Here is a 26,175-nt window from a genome sequence, read left to right on the forward strand (position 1 = left end):
TGCGTGAGGAAAAGGAGGGAAATGGGCTCAAACGCGCTCTAAAAAAGGGCTTCTTGATCCGGTTTTTTTCAGATCGTGAAGTGTTGGGGCTGGAAGTCCAGGAATTGCCCGGTTTTTAGAGGTTCCCTACAGTATGCCTTGCCCCTTGGCTCGGGCAGCGCCCAGCACCACGGCATCCAGTCCATTCACGCTGACTTCAAAGCCAGTGCCGCGCGCCAAGATGGTGTAGAAAATGTCGGCCTCGTAGGCCTTTTGCGACTCTTTCCCATGCATGGTCACAAGAGCCTGGCAAGTGTAACGGCCGCTGGAATGGTGCTCTATTTGTCGAACCTGACGCAGCTCATAACGCACGCCGGCCTGCAGCTCCTTGCCAAAAGCATTTTGCGCAAAGGTCTCATTGAGCATTCCTTCTACCCGCTGCAATGCCGATGGGGCATCGCACTTTGGAATCTCCTCGCCCAGGCAGCCTGCCAGTGCAACCCCTGCCGCCAACAAAGGCACCATCCGCTTCAGCCCCACCAGACGCACGGCATTGCCATGCCTTGTTGCTGCGTTTTTCATGAATGAGTCCTCCTCAGCTGAATTTGACGGCCTGCACGATATGGGCTCGTCTCTTTATTTGCTTGGGGCGGATTTTAGTGCGACCAATTGTAATGGACGATGCAAAATACAAAAATTAATGTCAACCAATGGTCAAAAATCGAAATGAGACAAAATTTTAAAACTTCTTCTACAGCAGGAAGATTCAGGAATCAATAAATCAACAAAACATATTCAATTTGAATAATCCAAAACGTCAATATTTCGTAATTATTGCAGCCCAATTCTCAATAATGCGCAGGCAACAGCCATCGACTGGCCGCGATCTGGGCGCAAGCCAAGGCGCACACTGATCAGGATGGCTCGCGCTGGCGTGCCAGCAAGCGCTCCTGCGTTGTTTGCGCCACCTTGTTTCGGATGTACAGCGGCGCGACCTCCATGGCCGTTTGCAGGCCATTGCGGGCCATCAGCGCGGGGGCCAGACGCAGCATCGCCTGCGCCGTGGGGCGGGCCTGGTGATGTGGCAGCGCATGGTGTGCAAAGGCTTCGGGGTAAGCGGTTTGGGCATTACCGGCCAGCACGTAACCGGTCGGCAATTGCAGCTCTTGGGGGGGCAAGACCAGGATGTCGGCCTCGCGCTGCCAATGCCCCGCGCCGCCCTGCTCCAGCCCCGCGGCATGCCAGCGATAAGGCGCCGCATAGACCTCTTGCATGCGCGCGTCGAGCACCGCCATGACACGCTCGGCGCCATGCTCGCACCGGGCCTGTTCAGCAATCGCCAGCAGAGAATCCACCGGCAAGGTCGGCACGCCACTGCCCCAGGCCAAGCCCTGGGCGGCCGCGCAACTGGTGCGCAGGCCGGTGAAGGCGCCTGGGCCACAGCCGTACACGATGGCATCGAGCTGCGCCAGAGCCAGCCCGGCCTGGCGCAACAACTCCAGCACCTGGGGCAGCAGCGCCTTGGAGGACTGCGCCCCCCCTGCCTGCTGCACTTGCCAGATTTGATCGCCCGCTTGCACGGCGATGGACAGCATGTCGGTACTGGTGTCGAAGGCAAGCAGGTTCATGCAGATTCCTGTTGGGAGTGGGCGCGGCAGTATATCGGCAGCCCCTGCTGCTTTTTTGCCGGATGCACCGCTTGGGTAAGTGTCAGTGCCAGGGCGCCTGCATGAAGCGGTAGAAATTGCGCAGGATGCTGGCCGTCACGCCCCAGATGAAATACTCGCGCCCCTGCGCCATGTAGGGCATGGACAGCCACTTGCGCTGCACCTGGCCCAGCGTATAGGCGTGGTGGCGGTGGTTGGCCGGATCGAGCACGAAGCGCAAAGGCACTTCGAAAATCTCATCGACTTCATGCGGATTGGCCCGCAGCGGCAAATCTGGCGCGATGACACCAACAACCGGCACAACATGAAAGCCCGTCCCCGTGACGTAAGCGGGCAGCTGCCCAATCACCTCAACCCATTGCGCTGACAAGGCCACTTCCTCCTGAGCCTCGCGCAGGGCTGCAGCCACGGCGTCCGCATCCTGGGGGTCGATGCGCCCGCCGGGAAATGCGATCTGCCCTGAATGGGTCTTGAGCTGCGCCGAGCGCCGCGTCAGCAGCACGGTGGGCTCGGCGCGCGCCACGATGGGGATCAGCACCGCCGCCTGGATCGGTGTGCGCTCAGTGTCGCCCAGCAGGGGCGACTCCCGAACCCACTCGGGCACCCAGACGGGCTGGCGCTCGAAGCGCTCGCGCATGGCGGCGATGGTCTGCGCGGCATCGGGCACCTTGGGCAGTGTGTGATCCACGGCCAGAACTGGCACGTCCTGCGGCCTGAATCCTTTAGGCAGCTGAATGCGCCCTGAAGGGGCCGAGGCAGCTGAGGCGGCCTGGCCTGCTGCTGCGTGAGAGGCGGCGGCAGGCGCCGAGGTCTTTTTGGAGCTCATGCGCGCGCCTTTGGCCTTTGGCATGGGCCCATGCGGGCACGGGCGATCATGCCCGCGCCTGCACGGCCATCATGGAAAAAAACTGCCGCCGGCCCCTCGCAACAGGGGCAGGCGGCAGTTCGCATCGAGACAGTGTGCACAGGCATACAGCAAATGGGGCGCCTACAAGTGAAAACAGCAGCTCAAAAGCTGCTGTTTCAACACGCGCGGGGCAGTTATGCCGCTTCGCTGGTCTTGACGCGCGAAGGCAGCTTTTCCTTGATGCGTGCAGACTTGCCGCTACGCTCGCGCAGATAGTACAGCTTGGCACGGCGCACATCGCCGCGACGCTTGACCTGGATGCTGGCGATCAATGGGCTGTACGTTTGGAAAGTACGCTCAACGCCCTCGCCACTGGAGATTTTGCGCACAGTGAAGCTGCTGTTCAGGCCACGGTTGCGCTTGGCAATGACCACACCTTCATAAGCCTGCACGCGCTTGCGGTTGCCTTCCACCACATTGACGCTGACAACCACGGTGTCACCAGGGGAAAAATCAGGGATTTGCTTGTTCAGCCGCGCAATTTCTTCGGCTTCCAGCGTTTGGATCAGGTTCATCTCAGTCCTTCTCGATCATGCCTGGCTTGATGTTGATGAATGGGGCTGCTGCTCGCCGCTGCGCCTGCAGCATGCGCATCAGTGGCCTGTGATAAGCAGCCAGGCAGAGGATCAAAAACGGGCGATTATAGCATCTGGAATTCAGGCCGATCTTGCACGCGCAGCCCCTCACTCATCGCCAGCCTGCAAGCACTGCTCGTCGCCTTGGCTCAACCGGCCTTCACGGCGGGCCTTGGCCAACAGATCCGGACGCAAGCGGGCGCTGAGCAGCAGGCTTTGCTGGCGCCGCCAGCGGGCGACGCGCGCGTGATCACCACTGAGCAGCACATCCGGCACGGTTTGGTCGCGCCAAGTTACTGGCCGCGTGTAGTGTGGGCAGTCCAGCAGGCCATCGATCTCAGGGTGGAAGCTATCCTGCACATGGCTTTGGGCATCATTGAGCACCTCTGGCTGCAAGCGCAGCACAGCGTCCAGAAATGCCGCTGCGGCCACTTCTCCGCCAGAGAGCACAAAGTCTCCCAGACTGAGCTGGGCATCGACATAGGCATCGACAAAACGCTGATCAACCCCTTCATAACGCCCGCACAACAGCACCGCACCATGGACACTGGCGGCAAACTCGGCCACCACAGCATGGCGCAATGGCCGCCCTGCGGGGGTGAAGAAAACCAATGGCGCGCGCTGGGCCAGCGCGACCGAATCCACAGCCCCCAGCCCCTGTGACGGCCCCTGCGGCTCGCCGCGCGCCTGGCGGATGGCATCCATACAGCGCGCCAGCGGCTCGGCCAGCATGACCATGCCAGGCCCGCCCCCAAAGGGCCGATCGTCGATGCGCCGATAGCCGCCGTCGGAAAAGTCACGCGGATTCCAAAACTGCACCTGCACCCCCGCCTGCTGCGTGGCGCGCCGGTTCACGCCATGCTCAAGATAAGGGGCTATCAGCTCCGGAAATAAAGTGATCAGGTCAAAGCGCACGGCAGCTTGGCAGGTTCGAGTGGGCAACACGCCATTCTGCATCAGGAGAGCAGGCTTCTGCGCTTGGGCAAGAACGCCGACAGTGCAAGCGATCGGCCCCTATTGCCTGTGGCTTATGGTTTCTTGCAGGTTGTACTTCAGCAAGTGTTGCCCTGCACGGTTCTGATGCGCCCACCGGCGCTAACACAAATACGGCGAGTCGCCGCCGAGCTGGCTGTGGCCGAGCCAGGAAACACTGAAACCCCCAAGGCCCCCAGCCCACCCACTTGCCCCCAGCGATCGAAGCTCAAAGCGCCGTTGACACTGCCTGAAACCAGCACCTGGGTTGCGCCTGGCGTGGTGACCGTGCGCAGGATTTGCTCACCATCGTCCCTGACTCTGTTTTCATTGCCATCAAGAAACATCTGCCAGCCACACCCCCACTGCGCATTGCCTGAGGCCAGATTGCAGCCATCCCGATTGGGCAACTTCTGCACAACGATCCGACCACCATGCTTGTACGCTTCAGATCGCGCCAGATAAATGGTAGACAGCATGCTGTCCACCACCTGTCTGACGCGCCAGCTCTCAATGAGAGGCTTGAAACTGGGCACGGCCAGCGCTGCCAAAATGGCCAACAGCAGCATCACGACCATCAGCTCCACCATGGTGAAGCCGGGCTGCTCCAACCGGCGGGCATTCGCCCAACGGGCCGAATGGGCTGCAGAGAGGAAAAGTGCAGCATGTGTCATGGTGCCGAACATGCTAGGCATCCCCTGCGCCCAAGCCCCCTCGCCCCTGACCAGCGGCGGGCGCATGCGGACAAGCGGCCGCTGCTGCGCCACGCGCGAGCGCTTCACGCCCTTGCCCTGGCCCGGTTTCAGCCTGCAAGCTGGTCTGCCAGGCGCGCTGAGGCTGGCTGTGTCTTGCTCCTATAGAATGCGCGGTTTACCTTGCCAACCCTTGGCCCGCAGGGGGGCTGCCTATATTCTTTCGCGCAGCCCTGCAACTCTTGGCGCCTCTCAGCCAAGTCTATTTAGACTTTAGACAGACACCTCATTGGACAAGCATGTTTGAATTCATTCGCAAGCACCTCAAAGTGGTCATGATCGTGTTTTTCCCACTGGTGTTTTTCGCATTCGTTCTGGTGGGCATCGATGCCTCCATGCTGGGTAACAGAAGCCCCGTTGTAGCGCGCGTTGCTGGCAAGGACATCACCCAAAGCGATTGGGACTTCGCCCACCGGCAATACGCCGATCGGATGCGCGTCGAGAACCCTGGCCTGCCTGCCGAGATGCTCGACTCCCCCATGCAGCGCTACCTGGTGCTGGAAAACCTGGTGCGCGATGAAGTCTTCGCCGCCGCCGCCGCCGACCGCCACTACACGATCAGCGATGCGCAACTGGCGCGCGAGTTGCAAAACCAGCCCGAAATCATGCAGCTGCGCGGCAGCGACGGCCGCCTGGACACCAACGCCTACCGCGACCTGCTGCGCCGCCACGGCATGACGCCGGAAATGTACGAGGCCAGCGTGCGCCAGCAACTGGCCCTGCAGCAGGTGCTAGGCGTGGTGCAAAACTCCGCCATCCTGACCCCGCGCCAAGCCCAGCCCGCCGTTGACGCCGTGTTCCAGCGCCGCGTGGTCGGCATCAAGCGCTTCAGCCCTGGCGACTTCAGCGCCCAGGTGCCCGTTGATGATGCAGCCCTGAAGGCTTACTACGACAGCCACTCGGCGCAGTTCCAGCGCCCGGAGCTGCTGGACGTGGAGTACGTCGTGCTGGATTTGGACAGCCTCATGGCAGGCATCGACGTGGCCGATGAAGAACTGCGCAGCTATTACGAAAACAACAAGCCTGCCTACGCCCAGTCGCAAGAGCAACGCCGCGCCCGCCATATTCTTTTTGCCACCGACAGCAGCATGTCCAGCGAGCAGCGCGAACAGGCGCGCGCCAAGGCCGATGCGGCCCTGGCGCAGCTGCGCCAGGATCCCAGCCGCTTCGAGGCCATCGCCAAGGAGCAGTCCGACGACCCAGGCTCCAAGGACAAGGGCGGCGACCTGGGCTTTTTTGCGCGCGGCGCCATGGTGGCCGATTTCGATGCCGCAGTCTTCGGCCTGGACAAGGACGCCATCAGCGACGTGATCGCCACGGAATATGGTTTTCACATCATTCAACTCACTGATGTCAAGCCCGCCATCATCCCCAGCTTCGAAGAAGTGCGCGAGCGCCTGGAAAAGGACGTGAAGAACAATCTGGCGCGCAATCGCTACATTGAGCGCACCGATCAGCTGCGCAATCTGGCTCACGAGCAGCCCGACAGCCTGCAGCCCATCGTCGATGAGCTGGGCCTGCGCATCGAAACCGCACAGAACATCGCTCAGAGCCCGGATGAGAAAAACCCTGCCGCCCTGCAGGCGCCCACCGTGCTCAACGCTCTGTTTGCCCAGCAGGCCAAGCAAGCGCGCGAGAACATCGAAGTCATCGACATCGGCAACAACAAGATGGTCACGGCCCGCGTGACCAAAGTGCATGAGGCGCAAGTCCAGCCCTTCGAGCAGGTGCGCGATCAGGTACAACGCTTGTATGTCGAGCGCGAATCGGCCAAGCTCGCACGCCAGGCTGGCGAGGCCGCGTTGGCGCGCTGGCACGCCGACGCCAACAGTATCGACACTGCACAAGACCTGACCGTCTCGCGTCAACACCTGCAAGGCCTGAGCCCGGCCGATGTCGAACAAATCCTGGCCGTGCCCCAGGCTGAACTGCCCAGCCTGAAGGGCTTTGAACAGGCAGAAGGCGGCTACCTGCTGGCCCGCATCAAGGAAATCGCCCCCCTACTCGACGCAAGCCAACCCGCCGACGCACGCGACACCATGCTCGAAGGCATGCGCCTGCAAGTGGCGCAAAGCCTGAGCAATGCCGAGGTCGAGGCCTACTACGAAGTGCTCAAGCAAGCCTACGACGTGCAAATTCGCGTCCCACGGCCAAACTGAGAAAAATTTCCCCTATAATCTCATTTTTCATTTGGTGGCTGTAGCTCAGTTGGTAGAGTCCCAGGTTGTGATCCTGGTTGTCGTGGGTTCGAGTCCCATCAGCCACCCCAAACAGCAAACCCCTGTTGCTTCGGCAACAGGGGTTTTTTGTTTGGCCATGAATTGCACTCGTGAGCCATTCATTTCGCAGGCTGAGCGCCACAAGCCCATGCAGCAGAGTTGTCAATCGCCGATGCGAGTCCATCGCAGGCCCAGCGCTTTATGTCCTTTGACCAATGCCTTGATGGGTATACCCGTTTTGGGTATATTTTCGAACTTGCCCACACGAATCCAGCGCACCCAGCGCGCGCCGCAGGCCGTCGGCACGGGATCGCAAGATGCAAACCGCCCGGATTCGCAGATGCACACGGCGCAGCGATTCATGCAGACCTTTCTTCGAGCTCTATCGCCCAAATCACGGCCAATAGCGCTCGTCTCAGGCAGGATGAGCGCTGCGCGAGAATTTTGATGACAGACCCTCATCACCATGGACATCCTCAAGCGAAAAGACTTTGCGCGATGGCAGGCAGGGGAGAAATTGTCCGACGCTGCCCTGTGCAAGGCAGTCAAGGAAATGGAGGACGGCCTGATCGACGCAGACTTGGGCGGCTTGCTCTACAAAAAACGGCTGGCCCGCCCTGGTAGTGGCAAGAGCGGCGGCTACCGCACGCTGTTGTCGGCCAAGCTGGGGCAGCGCTATGTGTTCCTGCTGGGGTTTTCCAAGAGCGACAAAACAAACATCACGCACGATGAGAAGAAGGCGCTGCAATTTGCTGGCAAGGTGTTTCTGGAGTTGTCCGGCCAGGGCCTGTCCAAGGCGTTGAAGTCCGGTGTTTTATTGGAGGTGCACTGTGAGCAAGATCATTGAATCCCTGCGCGCCGATCTGGCGGCACTTGTCGAGGCCGGTTCGATCAGCAAGGTGACGATGCGCGAGTTCGACGCCATCTGCCCGCCGCCCGTGCGAGAGTTCAGCGCGGCTGACATCAAGCGCCTGCGCGAAGACCTGAAGTTCAGCCAGCCGGTCTTTGCGCTTCACCTGCACACCTCCGCATCCACCGTGCGCAAGTGGGAGCAAGGCCAAACTCAGCCCAGCGGCCCGGCACTCAAGTTGCTGAACATCATTGCGGACAAGGGCTTGCAAGCCCTTGTCTGATGGCTGCTGCAAGCCTTTGCTCAAATGCACGGCAGGCAATCACGGATTTGAGCGATCTGCGGCATTGCAAGCCCCCACCGTGCCGCCCGGCTCGCCAGCGTTTCGCGCCTTGCAGCCCATCCCCAAGCAATTCTTTGTTGCACCCATATCGTGCTGTCGAGCGGTACACGCACACCCTGCAACCCTGATCGACAACGCGCCGGCCAGTGCCCAGCCGCCGGCGATCGTCGGCCATCGCCACTGGCGGCCGGCAGACGCATGGGGCCCACTGCGCTCTCTATAATCGGCGGCGCTCAAGCCCGCCCCAAGCAGTGCAGTGGGCATGCAGCGCGCTTGCCTCAAGCCTTTTGCGCCGCTCTGGCCAGATGGCGACCTGTGCTACAGCCACGCCCTGCCCAGGCAGGCGCGCAGCCAATGTTCGGGCCTCTGTCGCCCAAGGACTGCCAAGGGGCCGCACGCCACCACTGCTCTTGAACATTGAAGTCTTTCACACGCATGCACACCGCCAAAATTCCCGCCACCATCGTCACTGGCTTTCTCGGCAGCGGCAAGACCACGCTGCTGCGCCACATTCTGGACAACGCCAACGGCCAGCGCATTGCCGTAATCGTCAACGAGTTTGGCGAGCTGGGCATCGATGGCGACATCCTCAAGGGCTGCGGCATCGGCTGTGACGAGGCTGGCAACGAGCGCGAAGGCCAGCTCTACGAACTGGCCAATGGCTGCATGTGCTGCACGGTGCAGGAGGAGTTCTTCCCGGTGATGCAGCAGCTGGCCGCGCGCCGTCAGGACATCGACGCCGTGCTGATCGAAACCAGTGGCCTGGCGCTGCCCAAGCCCTTGGTGCAGGCCTTCCAGTGGCCGGAAATCGCCAATGCCTTCACCGTCGATGCCGTGGTCACCGTGGTGGACACCCCGGCTGCGGCGGCCGGCCAGTTCGCCGCCAACCCTGGCGCCGTCGATGCCCAGCGCCAGGCCGATCCGAATCTGGACCACGAATCGCCGCTGCACGAACTCTTCGAAGACCAGCTCGGCGCGGCCGATCTGGTGGTGCTCAACAAGACCGACCTGAGCGCCGCAGCCGAGGTGGCCGCCGTCGAGGCGCTGGTGCGCGCCGAAGTGCCCGCCGAGGTGAAGATCGTGCACGCCCGCCAAGGCCAGCTACCGCTGCAGGTGCTGCTGGGCCTGGGCAAGGCCGCCGAGGCGCACATCGACGCGCGCCCCAGCCACCACGACCACGACGAGGACCACGACCACGACGAGTTCGATGCCCTGCAATTGGAGCTGCCCGAGCTGGAGCGCGAGCCCTTGCTGGCCGCGCTGGCCGAGCTGGTGCAGCGCCACGCCATCTTGCGCATCAAGGGCTTCGTGGCCGTGCCCGGCAAGCCCATGCGCCTGCTGGTGCAAGGCGTGGGCAAGCGCTTTGACGCCCACTTCGATCGCCCCTGGCCCGCCGGGCAGGCGCGCAGCACGCGCCTGGTGTTCATTGGCCAGCAGCTCGATGCCGCGCAGCTGCGCGCCGAGCTGCTTGGCCTGCTGGGGCTGTGAGGGCCATGCCCACGCCACATCCGTCCACACCACGCCCGCCTGCCAGCGCCATGCAGGCCGCGCCGCAGCCGCGCAGCGCGCTGGACCAGGCCTTTGCACCGCTGCTGGCCGTGGCGCTGGGCCTGCTGGCCTGCTGGTCGGCCATCGCGCCAGCCTCGCGCGCCGTCTGGTACGCCGAGGCCCTGCCGGTGCTGGCCGTACTGGCGGCGCTGGTGATCGGCCAGCGCTGGTTTCGCTTCAGCAACCTGGCCTACTTCCTCATGAGCCTGTGGATGGCCATGCACCTGGTGGGCGCGCACTACACCTTTGCCAACGTGCCCTTTGAATGGGGCAACCGCCTGCTGGCACCGCTGTTGGGCGAGGGGCGCAACCACTTCGACCGCCTGGCGCACTTCATCATCGGCTTCTACAGCTACCCCATGGCCGAATGGCTGCTGCGCCGCCGCCTGTGCGGGCCGGTGCTGGCCTGCTTCTTTGCGCTGTTCTTCATCATGAGCGTGGCCGCCGCCTACGAAATCATCGAGTGGCAATACGCCGTGATCGAAGGCGGCGATGCCGGCATCGAATTCCTCGGCTCGCAAGGCGATGTCTGGGACGCGCAAAAAGACATCCTGGCCGACACCCTGGGCGCGCTCACGGCGCTGGGCCTGTTTCTGCTGGTGCGCCCGGATCGCCGCCTGCCGCCGAGCTGATGCCCCCTGCCCGGCTGACAGGCCCGGCGCTTTGCTCCGCCACCCATCCTTTTGATTTGCCCTGCCCGTGGCCCCACCCCATCAGCAAGCCATGCCCACCGCTGCCACCACCCCACCCCTGAACAACCGCCACATCGGCGCGCAAACGCGCCTGCTCAGCCCCAAGGAGCTGCTGGCCGCCCACCCCTTGAACGAGGCCGCGCGCGCCACCGTGACCCAGGGCCGCCACAGCGTCGAGGCCATTCTCGAGCGCCGCGAGCCACGCGTGCTGCTGGTCGTGGGCCCCTGCTCCATCCACGACCCGGCCGCCGCGCTGGATTACGCCCGGCGCCTCAAAGCCCTGGCCGATGAGCTGCAGGACGTGTTCTGCATCGTCATGCGCGTGTACTTCGAAAAGCCGCGCACCAGCGTGGGCTGGAAGGGCCTGATCAACGACCCGGACCTCAACGGCTCCTTCGACATTGAAAAAGGCCTGCACATCGCGCGCCAGCTGCTGCTGGACATCAACGCGCTGGGCCTGCCGGTAGGCACCGAGGCGCTGGATCCGATCTCGCCGCAGTACATCGGCGATCTGGTGAGCTGGACGGCCATCGGCGCGCGCACCACCGAGAGCCAGACGCACCGTGAAATGTCCTCGGGCCTGTCCACCGCCGTGGGTTTCAAGAACGGCACCGACGGCTCGCTGGAGGTGGCCATCAACGCCATCGAAAGCGCCTCGCGCCCGCACAGCTTCCTGGGCATCGACGCCAGCGGCATGACGGCCATCACGCGCAGCACCGGCAACCCCTACGGCCACGTGGTGCTGCGCGGCGGCCACCGCGGCCCCAATTACGACAGCGTCAGCATCGCGCTGTGCGAGCAGGCGCTGCGCGCGCGCGGCCTCACCCCCAGCCTGGTGGTTGATTGCTCACACGCCAACTCCAGCAAGGATCCGCAGCGCCAGCCACTGGTGTTCCAGAACGTCATCGAGCAAATCGCCCACGGCAACCAATCCATCATCGGCCTGATGCTCGAAAGCCACCTGCAAGGCGGCAGCCAGCCGCTGGGCGATGACCCGTCAAAGCTGACCTATGGCCAGTCCATCACCGACGGCTGCATCGACTGGCCCACCACCGAGGCCCTGCTGCGCCAAAGCGCGCACACGCTGCGCCAGGCGCGCGCAGCGCAGCGCAGCGCCAGCGCCAGCGCCGCCCCAGCCGGCAGCGCGGCCTGAGAGGCACGGCGCGCCCATGCACCTGCTCAGCGCCCGCCCCGGCGGCTTCGCCGAAGACGAGGGCATCGTCACCCGCCTGGAGCAAAGCCCGGCGGACATGGTCGTGCTCAGCAGCGCCGACACCACGCTGGCGCTGCTGGCCGATGCCTACGCCCAGCTGGCCGCGCAGGATGCGCAATTTCCCTCATTGCGCCTGGCCAACCTGCTGCACCTGCGCCAGAACGCCTCGCTGGATCTGTACCTGGACGAAGTGCTGCAGCACGCGCGCCTGATCGTCGTCGATCACCTCGGCTCCGAATCCACCTGGCCCTACGGCATCGGGCAAATCAGCGCGCTGGCGCGCCAGCGCGGCCTGGCGCTGGCCATGTTCTCCGGCGATCTGCAGCAAGACCCGGCCCTGCTGGCGCGCAGCACCCTGCCGGCGGCCACCTGCCAGCAACTGTGGCAATACCTGCGCTTTGGCGGCGCGGCCAATGCCGCGGGCTTTCTGCGCGCCGCTGCGCACGCCGGCCTGGGCCACGGCCAGGCCGCGCCGCCACCACGGCCGCTGCCGCAGCTGGCCATCCACCTGCCCGCCGAGCTGGGCCCGGCCCACGCCGTGGCCGGCATCGACGACTGGCAGCGCCACTGGCGGAGCGGCGCGCCCGTGGTGGCGCTGCTGTTCTACCGCGCCCACCTGCTGGCGGGCAACACCCGGCCCTTCGACGCCCTGGCGCTGGCCTTGCTGGAGCAGGGCCTGAACCCGCTGGCGCTGGCGCTGGACTCGCTCAAGGATCCGCTGTGCCTGCAGGCCCTGCGCAGCCTGTGCCTGCAGCACCAGGTGCAGCTGGTGCTCAACACCACCGCCTTTGCCGCGCTCAACCCCGGCCAGGCCGGCGCAGCCCAGCCCGCCAGCGGGCCAGAGACCTTCACCCCGCTGGCCGGCGACGCGCCTGTGCTGCAGGTGCTCATCAGCGGCAGCAACCGCGAGGACTGGCAAGGTGACGGCCAGGGCCTGCGCCCGCGTGACATCGCCATGCAAATCGTGCTGCCCGAGCTGGACGGGCGCATCATCGGCCGGCCCATCAGCTTCAAGGGCCTGCTGCGCCGCTGCGCGCTGACGCAGACCGACGTAGTCGGCTACCAGCCCGAGCCCGAGCGCATCGCCTTCACCGCCGAGCTGGCCGCGCGCTGGTGCCGCCTGCGCCAGCTGCCTGCGGCCGAGAAAAACATCGCCCTGGTGCTGGCCAACTACCCCGGCAGCGAAGGCCGCATCGGCAGCGGCATCGGGCTGGACACGCCCGCCTCCGTGCTGGCCATCCTCGACGCGCTGCGCGCCCAGGGCCATGCGCTGGGCGCGAGCGAGCAATTGCCGCGCGACGGCGCGCAACTCATGCAGCTGCTGCTGCAAGGCATTGCCAACGACCCGGCGCAATGGCCGCAGCGCCCGGCGCTGCAAAGCTACGCCCTGGCCGATTACCGCCAGCGCCTGGCGCGCCTGCCAGCGGGCATGGCCGCCGCCATCGACGCGCGCTGGGGCCCGCCCGAGGCCGACCCCATGCTGCGCCAGGGCCGCTTCATGATCGCCGGGCTGCGCCTGGGCCGCGTCTTCATCGGCATCCAGCCCGCGCGCGCGCACCTGCCGGCGCAGCCCGGCCAGGCCATGCAGGACTGGGCCGGCTACCACGACGCCGAGCTCGTGCCGCCGCACCACTACCTGGCGTTCTACTTCTGGCTGCGCGACGTATTCGCCATCGACGCCGTGGTGCACGTGGGCACGCACGGCAACCTCGAATGGCTGCCCGGCAAAAGCCTGGCGCTGGGCGCGCACTGTTGGCCCGACGCCATCCTCGGGCCGCTGCCGCACCTGTACCCCTTCATCGTCAACAACCCCGGCGAAGGCGCGCAGGCCAAGCGCCGCAGCCAGGCCGTGCTCATCGGCCACCTCACGCCGCCGCTGACGCAGGCCGGCAGCCACGGCCCAATGCAGGCGCTGGAGCAACTCATCGACGAGTACTACGACGCCCTGCTGGTCGATGCGCGCCGCGCCAAGGCGCTGCGCCAACAGATCCTGCAGACCGTGCGCCAGCAGCAACTGGCCGAGGAGCTGGATTTGGGCCAGGCCCTGGCCGCTGGCCAGGACGATGCCGTGCTCGAACGCATCGACGCCTACCTGTGCGAGCTCAAGGAAACCCAAATCCGCGACGGCCTGCACACCTTCGGCCACAGCCCGCAAGGCGCGCAGCGCAGCGAGCTGCTGCTGGCGCTGCTGCGCCAAGGCACACCCGAGCAGCCCAGCCTGCCCCAGGCCCTGGCCGCCGACCTGCAGCTGCTCCAGCACCCAGCGCAGGCCGCGGCCCAGCCCCTGCCGCCCGAGCCCGCGCATTGGCCCAGCACCGCCGCCTGGCACGGCCCGCGCCCAGCGCTGCTGCAGGCCCAGAGCGCCGCCCCCTGGCGCCACCACGGCGACACGCGCGAGCGCCTGCACCTGCTGGCCCAGCAGGTGCTGCAACTGGCGCTGGGCGATGCGCCCATAGGCTGCGACGCCGCTGGCCATGCCAGTGAGGACGCCCGCCACGATGCCAACCACGACGCACAGCACTGGCAGGCGCTGCGCCAGGCCCTGCCCCACTGGCCGCAAACGCAGGCCGTGCTGGCGCGGCTGCGCACGCAGCTGGCCCCGGCGCTGGACGCCTGCGGCCCGCGCGAGCTGCAAAGCCTGTGCGACGGCCTGCAAGGCCGCTTCGTGCCGCCTGGGCCCAGTGGCGCGCCCTCACGCGGGCGGCCCGACGTGCTGCCCAGCGGGCGCAACTTCTACACGCTGGACACCCGCGCCATCCCCACGCGCACCGCCTGGGCGCTGGGCCAGCAGGCCGCGCAGCGCCTGATCGAGCGCTACCTGCAAGAGCACGGCGACTACCCGCAGGCGCTGGGCCTGTCCGTCTGGGGCACGGCCACCATGCGCAGCGGCGGCGACGACATCGCCCAGGCCTTCGCGCTGATCGGCGTACGCCCGCGCTGGGCCGAAGGCAGCCAGCGCGTGGTCGATTTCGAGGTCGTACCGCAAGTCGGCCTGGGCCGCCCGCGCGTGGACGTGACGCTGCGCATCTCCGGCTTCTTCCGCGACGCCTTTGCCAACGTCGTGCAAATGTTCGACGCCGCCGTGCAGGCCGTGGCCGCGCTGGACGGCGAGGACGAGGCGCAGAACCCCATCCGCGCCCGCATCCTGCGCGAAAGCGCCGCGCTGCAGGCCCAGGGCCTGGGCGCGCAGCAGGCCCGCGCCCAGGCCGGCTGGCGCGTCTTCGGCAGTGCCGCCGGGCGCTACGGCAGCGGCCTGGGCGAGCTGCTGCACAGCGGCCAATGGCAAGACCAGGCCCAACTGGCCCAGGCCTATCTGCAGGCCAGCGCCTACGCCTACGGCCAACATGCCGACGGCCTGCCCGCGCACGACGCGCTGCGCCGCCGCCTGGCGCAGCTGAACATCGTGCTGCACAACCAGGACCAGCACGAAAGCGACCTGCTCAGCGCCAGCGACTACGCCGAATTCCAGGGCGGCATGGCCAGCGCCGCGCGCCTGCTCAGCGGCCGCCAGCCGGCGCTCTACCACGGCGACCTGGGCCAGCCGCAGCAGGCGCGCGTGCGCAGCCTCAAAGAAGAAATCGGCCGCGTCGTGCGCGCGCGCGCCACCAACCCCAAGTGGATTGCCGGCGCCATGCGCCACGGCTACAAGGGCGCTTTCGACATCGCCGCCACCGTGGACTATTTGTTCGGCTTTGCCGCCACCACCGATGCCGTCAGCGACCACCACTGGGCGCTGCTGACCGATGCCTACGCCGGCGATGCCGCCGTGCGCCAATTCCTGGCCGAGCACAACAGCGCCGCACTGCGCGATCTGCTCGAGCGCCTGCTCGAAGCCATGCAACGCGGCCTGTGGCGCCAGCCCGGCCCCTACCAGGAGCTGGTGCAGCAGCACCTGCTCGAACTCGAAGACCAGCTGGAGCACTGACATGCCCCACAGCCCCGCCCCGCCACCAGAGGCCAGCGCCGCGCTGCCGCCGCTCTACCCCTTCGCCGCGCTGCAGGGCCAGCCCTTGCTGCAGCAGGCGCTGCTGCTGGCGGCCATCGACCCGGCCATCGGCGGCGTGCTCATCGAAGGCCCCAGCGGCACGGCCAAGAGCACCGCCGCGCGCGGCCTGGCCGAGCTGCTCGAGCCGGGCGCGCCCTTCGTCACCCTGCCGCTGGGCGCCAGCCTGGAGCACCTGGCCGGCTCGCTGGACCTGGGCCGCGCCCTGGCCGGCCACAGCGTGCAATTCGCCCCCGGCCTGCTGGCGCGCGCGCACGGCGGCGTGCTCTACGTGGACGAAATCAACCTGCTGCCCGATGCGCTGGTGGACGTGCTGCTCGACGCCGCCGCCAGCGGCGTGCACCGCGTCGAGCGCGACGGCATCTCCCACAGCCACGCCGCGCGCTTCGTGCTCATCGGCACCATGAACCCCGAAGAAGGCGCACTGCGCCCGCAGCTGCTTGACCGCCTGGGCCTGTGCGTGCGGCTGGGCGGCCTGCACGATGCCGCGCAGCGCCAGCGCATCGTCAAGGCGCGGCTGGCCTTCGACGCCGACCCCATCGGCTTTCGCGCCCGGCACGCTGCGGCCCAGCAGGCCCTGGCCGCACAGCTGCAGGCTGCGCGCCAGCGCCTGCACAGCGCCGACGCCCTGCCCTGGAGCGATGCCGTGCACGCCGCCGCCGCCGAGCACTGCCTGGCCGCCCAGGTGCACAGCCTGCGCGCCGACATGGTGCTGCTGCGCGCCGCGCGCGCGCTGGCTGCCTGGGAAGGCGCGGCGCACATCGGCACGCAGCACGTCGATCAGGTGGCTGAGCTGGTGCTGGCGCACCGCCGCCGCCCCGCCAGCGCCCACCAAGCCGCCCAGGCAGACAGCGCCACGCCCCAGCCCGCCCCCCAGGCTCAAAGCACACCGCAGGCTGCCGCGCCAGAAGGCGTACCCGCACACAGCAGCAACGCACCGCATCGAGGCCCAAACCAGCCGCACAGCGGGCACAGCCACCATGCCGGCAGCCCCAATGCCCATGACAACGAAAGCAGCGACACCGGCAGCGCCCAGCGCCGCGCCAGCGAGGCCGACTGGGGCGCGCTGCCGCCCGAGCCCGCCGGCCTGCAGCCGCTGGGCCCTGGCCAAGCGCTGGACCTGAATGCCCTGCCCCTGCACCAGCGCGCAGGCGCGCCTGGCCAGCCGCTCACTGCGGCAAAAAAAGCCTAGGCCTTGCGCCGCGCCGGCCTGCCGGCGCAAGGCCGCCCACGCCAGCGCCCAGCCTGGCCACCCAGGCCACCGCGGCCAGCGGCAACGCCGCAGCCGGCCCCTGGGATTGGGTGCGCACGCTCATCGCGCGCGGCAGTGCCGAGCTGCAGCCCCAGCACCTGCGCCGCCAGAGCGTGCTGAGCCAGCCGCCCCAGCTGCACTGCATCGTGCTGGACTGCTCAGCCTCCATGCTGCGCAGCGGCGCGCTGGCGCAGGCCAAAGGCCTGCTGCTGGCGCTGACGCAACAGGCCTACCAGCAGCGCCAGCACATCGCCCTGCTGTGCTTTGGCGGCCAGGGCGTGCAGCTGCGCCTGCCGCCGCAACGCCCGCCCGCCTGGAGCCAGGAATGGATCGCCCCCATCCCCGGCGGCGGCGGCACGCCGCTGGCCCAGGCCGTGGCCCAGGCCGACCAGCTGCTGCACCGCCACGCCGGCCGCAACGGCCCTGCAGGCCACAGCCTCTGGCTGCTCAGCGACGGCCGCAGCCAGAGGCTGCCCCAGCGCCCGACCCACGCCCAGCAGCTGGTGCTGATCGACTGCGAACGCGCCCGCATCCGCCTGGGCCGCATGCGCACCCTGGCCGAGCAATGGCAGGCGCATTACCAGTTGCTGCCTGGGGCTTGAGGCAGGCCGCCAAGCGCAAGCCGCTCAAGGGATCAAGCGGCCAGCACCTGCGCCAGCACCGCCGCGTCCACGTTGGCGCCGGTCAGCGCCAGGCCCACGCACTGGCCTTGCAGCGAGGCGCGCTCCTGCAAGGCGGCGGCCAGCGCGGCCGCCCCCGCGCCTTCGGCCAGGTTGTGGGTGTCGGCATGCAGGGCGCGCATGGCGGCGGCCACTTCGTCGTCACTGACTTGCACCAGATGGTCCAGCCCGGCTTGCAGCACGGCCAGCGCATCGGGGTGGGCGCGGCGCACGGCCATGCCGTCGGCCAGGCGCGTGGTGGCCGGCGCGGGCACCACGTGGCCGGCGGCCAGTGAGTCGGCATAGGTGGTGGCGTGCCGGCTGACCACGCCGACAATGCGCACGCCATGGCCCAGCGCCTGTTTGGCGGCGATGGCCGCGCACGCGCCGCTGCCCATGCCAATGGGCACGTAGGCCACTTGCAGTTGCGGCACGGCGCGCAAAAACTCCAGCCAGTAGCTGGCCACGCCGGCCACCAGCGCCGGATGGTAGCTGGGCACCATGTGCGCGCCGCGCTCGGCGGCCAGTTGCTGGGCATGTTCAGCGCTCTCGGTGAAGTCATCGCCGTGCTCGATCAGCTCCACGCCCAGCGCGCGCATGGCGGCGTTCTTTTCCACCGAATTGCCGCGCGGCACGACGATGGTGCAGGCCACGCCGTGGGCGCGCGCAGCCCAGCCGATGCTTTGGCCGTGGTTGCCGCGCGTGGCGCTGATGACGGCGCTCGGCAGAGCGCCCGCGTCCTTCAATTGTTGGAAGTAGGCCAGCCCGCCACGGATCTTGAACGCGCCCACGGGCGTGTGGTTCTCGTGCTTGAGCCAGCATTCGGCGCCCAGGCGCTCGGACAGCAGCGCCCAGCGGTATTGCGGCGTGGGCGGGAATTCACGGTAAACGGTGCGCGCGGCCGCTTCGATGGCGGCCAGGCTGGGCAAGGCGGCAAGGGCATGGTTCATGGCGTAGGTGGGCAATGGGGGGTTGATGGCAGTGGATCGAGCGGCAGGCCCTGGCCATGGCGGCGCAGGCTCTGGCAGAGCCAGGCCCGCTGGGCCTGGGCCAGCACAGGCTGGAAGTGGGGCGAGAGCGGGTTCATGAAGCCGTGTCGCGTACCCGGCAAGATGGCGCAGTGCGCGCCGCTGGCGGCCAGCGCCGGGGCAATGGCCTGGGGCTCAAAGCCCGCTTCGTGCTCGGCAAACACCAGCTGCACCGGGCAGCGCGGCGTGAGCGTGAGGGCATCGCGAATGCGCGAGCCGTAGTACAGCACGGCCCGGCTGTGCGGGTGGCAGGCCGGGCCAGCCAGGGCATGCCAGGCGCTGGCCGCGCCAACGCTGAAGGCCACGAGAAACACCGGCGCATCGCCCATGGCCTGCGCGATGCGCTGCGCATAGCGGGGCAAGCCCTGGTGCGCATGAAAGGCGGCCACGGCTTCTGCCTCGCTGGCGTGGGGCGGCCTCTCGCCATCGCCCGGCCAGGGCGAGAGCAGCTGCACGCTGTGCGCCAGGGTCAGCAAGGGCGAGAGCCAGGCGCGCAAGGGCGCATGCAGGCCGTGGATATCGGCGGCGATGAGCAGGCGTTGGGGCATGGTCTTCAGGGGTTGTCTTGCCCATCCAGGGCGCCAACTGGTTCTTGGAACCTGTTCACGATCTTGGTGCGGGCGGGAACGGATTTTGAACAGGTTTTCAACGCCGTCACGCCACAGTCACCAGGCCGCGCGGCGTGTGCAGTTGCGCGCTCAAGCGCGCTGGGCCGGCGCTCAGCTGCAGCTGCCCGCTCAGGCCCAGGGCCTTGAGTGCGGCGCGCAGCGCCTCGGCCTGGGGGTGCTGCAAGTGCAGGCTGTGCAGCGCCAAGCCGCTGTCGGGCAGGGCCTCGCTCGGGTGCGCCTGGCCCCATTGGATGAGGGTGGGCAGGCAGCCATCGAACAGGCGCTGGCCATCGGGGCGCACGGCGATCTGCCATTGCAGCAGGCCGCGCGGCGTCTGGCGGCTGGCTGGCAGGATGTCGCCGCGCTCGATGCCTTGCGCGGCCAGGGCGGCGCAGGCGTGGGCCAGGTCGGGCACGCGCGCCACCCAGTGGATCAGGCGCGGGCCTTGCGCGCGCACCTGGGCGCGCAGCGCGGCCTCGTCCATGTCGAACCAGCGCCGGCGCGCGCGGCCATCGGGCCCGGCGGCGGGGCTGGCGGCCGGGTCGATGGCGATGATTTCCAGATAGGCCTGGGCAAATGGCCCGGCCTGCGTGGCGATGGGCAGCAGGCGGTTGTGCGTGCCAAACAGCGGGTGCGCGCCGCCAGGGCCGGGCGCGATGCCCAGCGTGGCCTGGCACCAGGCCGCGCCCTGCTCCAGCGTGTCGGCCATGACCACCAGGTGGTCGAGCCGGGCCTGCGCGGCGGCTGTCGTTGCCGCTGCGGTCTCGCCAGCGGCGCTCACAGCTGCACCTCGCCCTGCACCACGGCCACGCAGTCGCCGCCCACCCAGACCTGGCCTTGCGCATCGCGCGCCACGTGCACACGCCCGGCGCGGCCCATGCGACTGCCTTGCGCGGCCACGTAAGCGGCGGGCAGCTGGCCTTGGGCCATCAGCCACTGCGCCAGGCTGGCGTTGAGGCTGCCGGTGACCGGGTCTTCGGGCACGCCGATGACGGAGACGAAGGCGCGCACTTCGATCAGCGGCTCGGCCTCAGCCTGTGCAGGCTGTGCGGCTTGTGCAACCTGCGCCGCCTGTGCCAGGCGCGCGGCCGGGGCGGCGAAGGCGCGTGCCTCGCGGCTGGCGCGGGCAATCAGCGGCGCGCCTTCTTCGGCCTCATCTTCCCCCGCCGCCTGGGTCACCGTCTGGGCCGCCAACTGCGCTGCCCACTGTGCCGGATAAGGCCCGGCCACGCCGGTGTACACGCCCAGGGCGGCCAGCGCGGCGTGGTCGGGCTGCAAAGCCAGCACGGCGTCGGCATCGGCCAGCCACAGGCCCAGCCAGCGCGGGCCATTGTCCAGCCAGCGGGCCTGGCCGATGGCGGTTGTATCGGGCAGGCCCAGCGCGCGGGCCACCTGGGCCAGCAGCGCCTCGTCCACCGCCGTAGCCTGCATGGGCGGTGCGGCAAAGGCCAGGCGGGCGCCGCCGCCGGGTTGCGCCTCGCGGCGGATGGGGATCAGCCCTTTGGCGCACTGCTGCACGATGCAGGCCGGATCCTTGGGCTGGCCGCCGGCGGCCAGCCAGGCAAAGCAGGTGCCCAGCGTGGGGTGGCCGGCAAAGGGCAGCTCCTCGGCCGGGGTGAAGATGCGCACGCGGTAGTCGGCCCCGGCCTCGGTGGGCGGCAGCACGAAGGTGGTTTCCGACAGATTGGTCCAGCTTGCAAAGCGCTGCATGGCCTCGTCCGTCAGGCCTGCGCCATCGAGCACCACGGCCACGGGGTTGCCCCAGCCGGGCTGGGCGGTGAAGACGTCGATCTGGGCGAAGGGGCGACCGAAGGAGCGGTGAATGGCGGCAGTGGGCATGGCAATGCAACGGCAAGGGTGAGGAAAAAGCGCCAGTCTATCGCCAATGGCGCGCAGGCCCACACAGCGCGGACGTGGCGGGCGAAAGGGGGATAAAATCGCGGGTTTTTGTTTTTTCACCCCAGCCGGCATGGCTGGCATGCGGCGCAGGATACGGCCCAGGGCCTGCCTGGGTCGCCCATTTTTGAATTGTCTTTATGGCCAAAGAAGAACTCATCGAGATGCAGGGCTCCGTCACCGAGGTGCTGCCCGATTCGCGCTTTCGCGTCACGCTGGACAACGGCCACGAGCTGATTGCCTACACCGGCGGCAAGATGCGCAAGCACCACATCCGCATTCTGGCGGGCGACAAGGTGACGCTGGAGATGTCGCCCTACGACCTGAGCAAGGGCCGCATCATCTTCCGCCACCTGCCCGGCCGCGGCGGCCCGGCCTCGTCGAGCTGAGCGCCATTGCCACCAGCTGCCGCCAGGCTTGGCGGCCCAAGCCCTCAGTCTGCCCTGGGCTGGCGGGGAATGCGCCCGAGCAGATAAAACTCCGGGTTGGGCAGCAGGCCCGTGGCGTTGGCAATGCGGTTGGACATGCCAAAGAAGGCCGTGATGGCGATGATGTCCCAGATGTCCTCATCGTCGAAGCCATGCGCCAGCAGCGCCTGGCAATCAGCATCCTCGACCTGGGCTGAGTGCTGGCTGACCTTGACGGCAAAGTCCAGCATGGCGCGCTGGCGCGGCGGCAAGTCGGCTTTGCGGTAGTTGATGGCCACCTGATCGGCCAGGCGCGGCTTTTTCTCATAGACGCGCAGCAGCGCGCCATGGGCCACGACGCAGTACAGGCATTGGTTGAGTGCGCTGGTGGCGGTGACGATCATCTCGCGCTCGCCCTTGGTCAGCGAGCCGCCCTCGCGCAGCATCAGCGCATCGTGGTAGGCAAAGAAGGCGCGCCACTCGGCCGGACGCCGCGCCAGGGCCAGAAAGACGTTGGGAATGAAGCCGCTTTTCTCCTGCACCTGCACGATGCGCTCGCGGATATCGTCCGGTAAGTCGTGCAGTTCCATCAATGGGAAGCGCTCTCGCATGGGGGTGTCTCCTGTTGGCTCAATCTTCTGAAAATTGTTTCCTGGCACAGCAGGAAGCCTCGAACGCCAAGATAATACGCAGCGTTTGCCCATTGGCCTGTCGCGCAGTCGGCCCCATGCCGCCGGTTTGCTGCTGGCCCGCCCCTACGCCCACAGCGCCTAAAGCGCCCGCCCCATGTCCTACCTGCCCCAGCCCGATGCCGAGTCGCTCGAGCTCTCGCAACTGAGCCTGCCGCCTGCGCCGCGCCTGCAACTGGCGGGCATCACCAAACGCTATCCCGGCGTGGTGGCCAACGACGGCATTGACCTGACGGTCGAGCGCGGTCAGATCCACGCCATTCTGGGCGAGAACGGCGCGGGCAAGTCCACGCTGATGAAGATCATCTATGGCGCCGTGCAGCCCGATGCGGGCAGCATCCACTTCGACGGCCAGCCGGTGCGCATGCGCTCGCCGCACCACGCGCGCCAGTTGGGCGTGGCGATGGTGTTCCAGCACTTCAATCTGTTCGAGTCGCTGACCGTGGCCGAGAACATCTGGCTGGGCCAGGAGCGCCAGATGCGCCGCGACATGCTGGATGTGCACCTGGACGAAATCGCCACGGTGTTTGGCCTGGATCTGGACACCAGCCGCCCGGTGCATGCGTTGAGCGTGGGCGAGCGCCAGAAGATCGAAATCCTGCGCAGCCTGGTGGCCAAGCCCAAGCTGCTGATCCTGGACGAGCCGACTTCCGTGCTCACGCCGCAGGCCGTGCGCAGCCTGTTTGGCGTGTTGCGGCGTCTGGCCGATTCGGGCTGCAGCATTCTCTACATCAGCCACAAGCTGCACGAAATCCGCGAACTGTGCGATGTCTGCACGGTGATTCGCCAGGGCAAGGTGCGCGGCGTGGTCAACCCCAAGGAGCAAAGCGATGCCTCGCTGGCGCGGCTGATGATCGGCATCGAGCCGCCGCGCCTGCTGGGCCGCCACCACCGGCCAGGGGCCACGGTGCTGGAAGTGCGCGGCCTGCAGCTGCCCAGGGCGCACCGCTTCGGCGTGGATTTGCACGACGTGCAGCTGCAATTGCAGGCCGGTGAAATCGTGGGCATCGCCGGCATCTCCGGCAACGGCCAGAACGAGTTGCTGCAAGCGCTCAGCGGTGAAGATACACGCGCCGCGCCCGGCCAGGTGCTGCTGTTTGGCCAGGACGCGGGCCGCGCCGGCGTGCAGCAACGCCGCCGCGAGCACGGTCTGCACTTCGTGCCCGAGGAGCGCCTGGGCCGAGCCACGGTGCCCAGCATGAGCCTGGCGCAAAACCTGCTGCTCACGCGGCGCCTGGAGCGCGGCCCGCTGGGCTGGCTCAGCCCGCGCCGCCTGCACGCCAAGGCCAGCGCGCTGATCGAAGGCTTTGGCGTCAAGGCCGCCGGCAGCCACGCCGCGGCGCGCTCGCTCTCGGGCGGCAATCTGCAAAAGTACATCGTCGGCCGCGAGATGGACGCCGCGCCGCGCATCCTGCTGCTGGCGCAGCCGACCTGGGGCGTGGACGTGGGCGCAGCCGCGCAGATTCGCTCGCAGCTGCTGGCGCTGGCCGAGGCCGGTTGCGCGGTGCTGGTGGTCAGCGAGGAGCTCGAAGAGCTGTTCGAAATCTGCGACCGCCTCTACGTGATGGCCAAAGGTACACTCTCGCCCTCGCTGCCGCGCGCCCAAGCCAGCGTGGAGCTGATCGGCCTGTGGATGAGTGGCCTGTGGGAGGCCTCCGCCCCAAGCCAGGCGACCGGCCAGCAAGAACAGCCCAATGCCCAGCAAGAGATCGCCACGATGGTCTGACGCAGTGGCCCGACGGCACAGATGACGCAAATGCCCCCTCTGCTTGCACACGACAACCCATCGCTGATCGGTCCCTTTTCTTCGCTTTTCTTTCTCGCCCCAGCAACCTGCCCGGCATGAAACTCGTCCTCGAACCCAGGCCACAGCCCTCGCGGCTGTGGTCGGCCCTCTCCCCGCTGCTGGCGCTGCTGCTGACCATGCTGCTCGGCGCTGTGCTCTTTGGCCTCTCGGGCACCTCGCCATTGCAGGGCCTGGCGGTGTTTTTCGTCGAGCCGCTCAAAAACGCCTACGCCTGGGGCGAGATCGCCCTGAAGGCCACGCCGCTGCTGTTGATCGCGCTGGGCCTGGGGCTGTGCTTTCGCTCCAACATCTGGAACATCGGCGCTGAAGGCCAGTTCGTGCTGGGCGCCATCGCCAGCGGCTGGGTGGCGCTGCAGGCCCAACCGGGCAGCGGCCCAGGTTTCATCGTGCTGATCCTGCTGGCCGGCAGCCTGGGCGGCATGGCCTGGGCAGCCATCGTGGCGCTGCTGCGCGACCGTTTCAACACCAATGAAATCCTGGTCAGCCTGATGCTGGTGTACGTGGCCATCCAGCTGCTGAACTACCTGGTCTATGGCCCCTGGAAGGATCCTGCGGGCTACAACTTTCCGCGCACGGCCTCTTTCGATGCCGCCACGCAGCTGCCGCGCCTGATGAACGGCGCGCGCGCCAATGCCGGGCTGTGGCTGGCGCTGGCGGCCTGCGCACTGATGTGGCTGTTCATGTTCCGCACCCGCGCTGGCTTTGCCCAGCAGGTCGGCGGCCTGGCGCCTGCGGCAGCGCGCTACGCCGGCTTCCCGGCGCGGCGTGCGCTGTGGACGGCGCTGCTGCTCTCGGGCGCGCTGGCCGGTCTGGCCGGAGCGCTGGACGTGATCGGCCCGGTTGGCCAGCTCAACCCGCAGATTCCCGTCGGCTATGGCTTCACTGCCATCATCGTGGCCTTCGTCGGTCGGCTGCATCCGGTAGGGATGGTGTTCTCCAGCGTGCTGCTGAGCATGCTGGTCATCGGCGGCGAGCTGTCGCAATCGCAGCTGGGCCTGCCCAAGTCGCTCTCCAACGTCTTCCAGGGCCTGCTGCTGTTCTGCCTGCTGGCCTGCGACACGCTGATCAACTACCGCCTGCGGCTCAAGCGCGCGCCGGTCGATGGCACGGCAACGCCGGCCAGCGCCACAGCGCCCAACCCGGCAGCCCATGTGGCAACCGGCGCGGCCACCACCAGCGCCCACCAAGGATTGTGATGGACCTGTTCATTGCCTCCACCCTGAGCACCGGCACGGTGCTGGCCCTGGCTGCGCTGGGGTTGTTGATTAACGAGAAGGTTGGCATCGTCAACCTCGGCGCCGAGGGCATGATGCTGTGCGCGGCCATTGCCGCCTACGCCACCGTGGTGCACAGCGGCAGCCACTCGCTGGGCTTGCTGGCCGGCGCGGGCGCGGGCGCGGCGCTGGCTGCCGTACTGGGCCTGTTGGTGATCTTCCTGCACACCAACCAGTACGCCACCGGGCTGGCGCTGAGCCTGTTCGGCATGGGCTTTTCCGCCTACGTCGGCGTGGGCTACGTGCAGGCCAGCATCCCGGCCACGCCCAAGCTGGCGCTGCCGCTGCTGTCCGATCTGCCCTTGATCGGCCCGGCGCTGCTGCGCCACCACGCGCTGGTGTACGTGGCAATCGCCCTGGCACTGGCCCTGGCCTGGCTGTATGGGCGCACGCGCACTGGCCTGGTGCTGCGCGCCATCGGCGAGTCGCCCGAATCGGCCCACGCCCTGGGCTACAAGGTGCGCGCCATCCGGCTGCTGTGCGTGGCCCTGGGCGGCGCGCTGTGCGGCCTGGCCGGCGCGTATCTCTCCACCGCCTACACGCCGCTGTGGGCCGAGGGCATGGTCTCCGGCCGCGGCTGGATTGCCCTGGCGCTGACGGCCTTTGCCACCTGGCGGCCGCTGCGCATTTTGCTGGGCGCCTACTTGTTCGGCAGCATGACCATGCTGCAGCTGAGCCTGCAGGCCGGCGGCATCCAGGTGCCCAGCCAGTTGCTCAGCATGCTGCCCTACCTGGCCAGCATCGCCGTGCTGGTGCTGATCTCGCGCAACCCGGTGTGGATCCGCACCAACATGCCCGCCTCGCTGGGCAAGCCTTTCTCGCCTTGAGCATGGGC

24 protein-coding genes and 1 tRNA gene are annotated in these 26,175 nt (G+C 67.5%); 14 read left to right on the plus strand and 11 right to left on the minus strand.

Going from position 1 to position 26,175, the window contains the following annotated elements:
- Nucleotides 1-126 precede the first annotated feature (126 nt).
- The 6 genes from CLI93_RS14895 to CLI93_RS09375 all read right to left on the minus strand — a co-directional run bounded on the left by CLI93_RS14895 (nt 127) and on the right by CLI93_RS09375 (nt 4,786).
- Nucleotides 127-561, minus strand: coding sequence for a hypothetical protein (locus CLI93_RS14895; protein ID WP_143326480.1), 435 nt, complete (start codon nt 559-561; stop codon nt 127-129).
- 332 nt (nt 562-893) lie between these two features.
- Nucleotides 894-1,607: a tRNA (adenosine(37)-N6)-threonylcarbamoyltransferase complex dimerization subunit type 1 TsaB gene (gene tsaB / locus CLI93_RS09355; protein ID WP_095543656.1), complete on the minus strand. Its 714-nt coding sequence runs from the start codon at nt 1,605-1,607 to the stop codon at nt 894-896.
- Between the two features lie 82 nt (nt 1,608-1,689).
- Nucleotides 1,690-2,349 carry a CoA pyrophosphatase gene (locus CLI93_RS09360; RefSeq protein ID WP_238945938.1) on the minus strand — a complete coding sequence of 220 codons (660 nt, stop codon included), beginning with the start codon at nt 2,347-2,349 and terminating at the stop codon, nt 1,690-1,692.
- Between the two features lie 338 nt (nt 2,350-2,687).
- Entirely contained in the window at nt 2,688-3,068 is a 381-nt protein-coding gene (rplS, locus tag CLI93_RS09365; RefSeq protein ID WP_095543657.1) for a 50S ribosomal protein L19, read from the minus strand.
- Between the two features lie 168 nt (nt 3,069-3,236).
- On the minus strand, nt 3,237-4,043 hold the full coding sequence (gene trmD / locus CLI93_RS09370) for a tRNA (guanosine(37)-N1)-methyltransferase TrmD (protein ID WP_095543665.1): 807 nt from the start codon (nt 4,041-4,043) through the stop codon (nt 3,237-3,239).
- A gap of 137 nt (nt 4,044-4,180) precedes the next feature.
- Nucleotides 4,181-4,786, minus strand: coding sequence for a GspH/FimT family pseudopilin (locus CLI93_RS09375; RefSeq protein WP_238945939.1), 606 nt, complete (start codon nt 4,784-4,786; stop codon nt 4,181-4,183).
- Between the two features lie 305 nt (nt 4,787-5,091).
- On the opposite strand from CLI93_RS09375, the gene CLI93_RS09380 reads away from it, so the two are divergent.
- The 10 genes from CLI93_RS09380 to CLI93_RS09425 all read left to right on the plus strand — a co-directional run bounded on the left by CLI93_RS09380 (nt 5,092) and on the right by CLI93_RS09425 (nt 17,574).
- Nucleotides 5,092-7,011 carry a SurA N-terminal domain-containing protein gene (locus CLI93_RS09380; protein ID WP_095543658.1) on the plus strand — a complete coding sequence of 640 codons (1,920 nt, stop codon included), beginning with the start codon at nt 5,092-5,094 and terminating at the stop codon, nt 7,009-7,011.
- A 34-nt stretch (nt 7,012-7,045) separates the two neighbouring features.
- Nucleotides 7,046-7,121 (plus strand) — tRNA-His (locus tag CLI93_RS09385).
- Between the two features lie 416 nt (nt 7,122-7,537).
- Entirely contained in the window at nt 7,538-7,918 is a 381-nt protein-coding gene (locus CLI93_RS09390) for a type II toxin-antitoxin system RelE/ParE family toxin (protein ID WP_095543659.1), read from the plus strand.
- Nucleotides 7,902-8,204 (plus strand): helix-turn-helix domain-containing protein, encoded by a 303-nt coding sequence (locus CLI93_RS09395; RefSeq protein ID WP_095543660.1) that lies wholly within the window; start codon nt 7,902-7,904, stop codon nt 8,202-8,204. The genes CLI93_RS09390 and CLI93_RS09395 overlap by 17 nt, the downstream gene beginning before the upstream one ends.
- Nucleotides 8,205-8,699: 495 nt before the next feature.
- Entirely contained in the window at nt 8,700-9,752 is a 1,053-nt protein-coding gene (gene cobW, locus CLI93_RS09400) for a cobalamin biosynthesis protein CobW (RefSeq protein WP_095543661.1), read from the plus strand.
- Between the two features lie 5 nt (nt 9,753-9,757).
- On the plus strand, nt 9,758-10,444 hold the full coding sequence (locus CLI93_RS09405; RefSeq protein ID WP_238945940.1) for a DUF2238 domain-containing protein: 687 nt from the start codon (nt 9,758-9,760) through the stop codon (nt 10,442-10,444).
- A gap of 91 nt (nt 10,445-10,535) precedes the next feature.
- Nucleotides 10,536-11,657, plus strand: coding sequence for a 3-deoxy-7-phosphoheptulonate synthase (locus tag CLI93_RS09410; RefSeq protein ID WP_095543663.1), 1,122 nt, complete (start codon nt 10,536-10,538; stop codon nt 11,655-11,657).
- Between the two features lie 16 nt (nt 11,658-11,673).
- Nucleotides 11,674-15,642, plus strand: a complete 3,969-nt coding sequence (gene cobN / locus CLI93_RS09415; protein ID WP_095995743.1) for a cobaltochelatase subunit CobN — start codon at nt 11,674-11,676, stop codon at nt 15,640-15,642.
- Between the two features lies 1 nt (nt 15,643).
- Nucleotides 15,644-16,912 (plus strand): ATP-binding protein, encoded by a 1,269-nt coding sequence (locus tag CLI93_RS09420; protein WP_095995744.1) that lies wholly within the window; start codon nt 15,644-15,646, stop codon nt 16,910-16,912.
- Nucleotides 16,913-17,022: 110 nt separating this feature from the next.
- Nucleotides 17,023-17,574, plus strand: coding sequence for a vWA domain-containing protein (locus CLI93_RS09425; protein ID WP_238945944.1), 552 nt, complete (start codon nt 17,023-17,025; stop codon nt 17,572-17,574).
- Nucleotides 17,575-17,606: 32 nt separating this feature from the next.
- Here the strand turns inward: CLI93_RS09425 and CLI93_RS09430 are convergent, their stop codons facing one another.
- The 4 genes from CLI93_RS09430 to CLI93_RS09445 form a co-directional block, all read right to left on the minus strand.
- Complete coding sequence (locus CLI93_RS09430; RefSeq protein ID WP_095543726.1) at nt 17,607-18,581, minus strand: threonine dehydratase; 975 nt, start codon at nt 18,579-18,581, stop codon at nt 17,607-17,609.
- Complete coding sequence (locus CLI93_RS09435) at nt 18,578-19,207, minus strand: dienelactone hydrolase family protein (RefSeq protein ID WP_238945943.1); 630 nt, start codon at nt 19,205-19,207, stop codon at nt 18,578-18,580. Before CLI93_RS09435 ends, CLI93_RS09430 begins: the two co-directional genes overlap by 4 nt.
- Before the next feature lie 106 nt (nt 19,208-19,313).
- Nucleotides 19,314-20,048 carry a VOC family protein gene (locus CLI93_RS09440; protein ID WP_275250734.1) on the minus strand — a complete coding sequence of 245 codons (735 nt, stop codon included), beginning with the start codon at nt 20,046-20,048 and terminating at the stop codon, nt 19,314-19,316.
- Nucleotides 20,045-21,106 carry a PhzF family phenazine biosynthesis protein gene (locus CLI93_RS09445; protein WP_095543701.1) on the minus strand — a complete coding sequence of 354 codons (1,062 nt, stop codon included), beginning with the start codon at nt 21,104-21,106 and terminating at the stop codon, nt 20,045-20,047. The genes CLI93_RS09440 and CLI93_RS09445 overlap by 4 nt, the downstream gene beginning before the upstream one ends.
- 197 nt (nt 21,107-21,303) lie before the next feature.
- Here CLI93_RS09445 and infA point away from each other — a divergent pair, with 197 nt between their 5' ends.
- Entirely contained in the window at nt 21,304-21,552 is a 249-nt protein-coding gene (infA, locus tag CLI93_RS09450) for a translation initiation factor IF-1 (RefSeq protein ID WP_095538502.1), read from the plus strand.
- A 44-nt stretch (nt 21,553-21,596) separates the two neighbouring features.
- Here infA and CLI93_RS09455 read toward each other — a convergent pair whose 3' ends face one another.
- Nucleotides 21,597-22,181 carry a peroxidase-related enzyme gene (locus tag CLI93_RS09455; protein ID WP_095543700.1) on the minus strand — a complete coding sequence of 195 codons (585 nt, stop codon included), beginning with the start codon at nt 22,179-22,181 and terminating at the stop codon, nt 21,597-21,599.
- Between the two features lie 175 nt (nt 22,182-22,356).
- On the opposite strand from CLI93_RS09455, the gene CLI93_RS09460 reads away from it, so the two are divergent.
- The 3 genes from CLI93_RS09460 to CLI93_RS09470 all read left to right on the plus strand — a co-directional run bounded on the left by CLI93_RS09460 (nt 22,357) and on the right by CLI93_RS09470 (nt 26,167).
- Nucleotides 22,357-23,985 (plus strand): ABC transporter ATP-binding protein, encoded by a 1,629-nt coding sequence (locus tag CLI93_RS09460; RefSeq protein WP_095543699.1) that lies wholly within the window; start codon nt 22,357-22,359, stop codon nt 23,983-23,985.
- Between the two features lie 116 nt (nt 23,986-24,101).
- On the plus strand, nt 24,102-25,262 hold the full coding sequence (locus CLI93_RS09465) for an ABC transporter permease (protein ID WP_095543698.1): 1,161 nt from the start codon (nt 24,102-24,104) through the stop codon (nt 25,260-25,262).
- A complete protein-coding gene (locus CLI93_RS09470) occupies nt 25,262-26,167 on the plus strand; it encodes an ABC transporter permease (protein WP_095543697.1) in 906 nt (301 codons plus the stop codon). The genes CLI93_RS09465 and CLI93_RS09470 overlap by 1 nt, the downstream gene beginning before the upstream one ends.
- Nucleotides 26,168-26,175 lie beyond the last annotated feature (8 nt).

Source organism: Vandammella animalimorsus (genome assembly GCF_002288875.1).
Classification (GTDB): Bacteria; Pseudomonadota; Gammaproteobacteria; order Burkholderiales; family Burkholderiaceae_C; genus Lampropedia; species Lampropedia animalimorsus.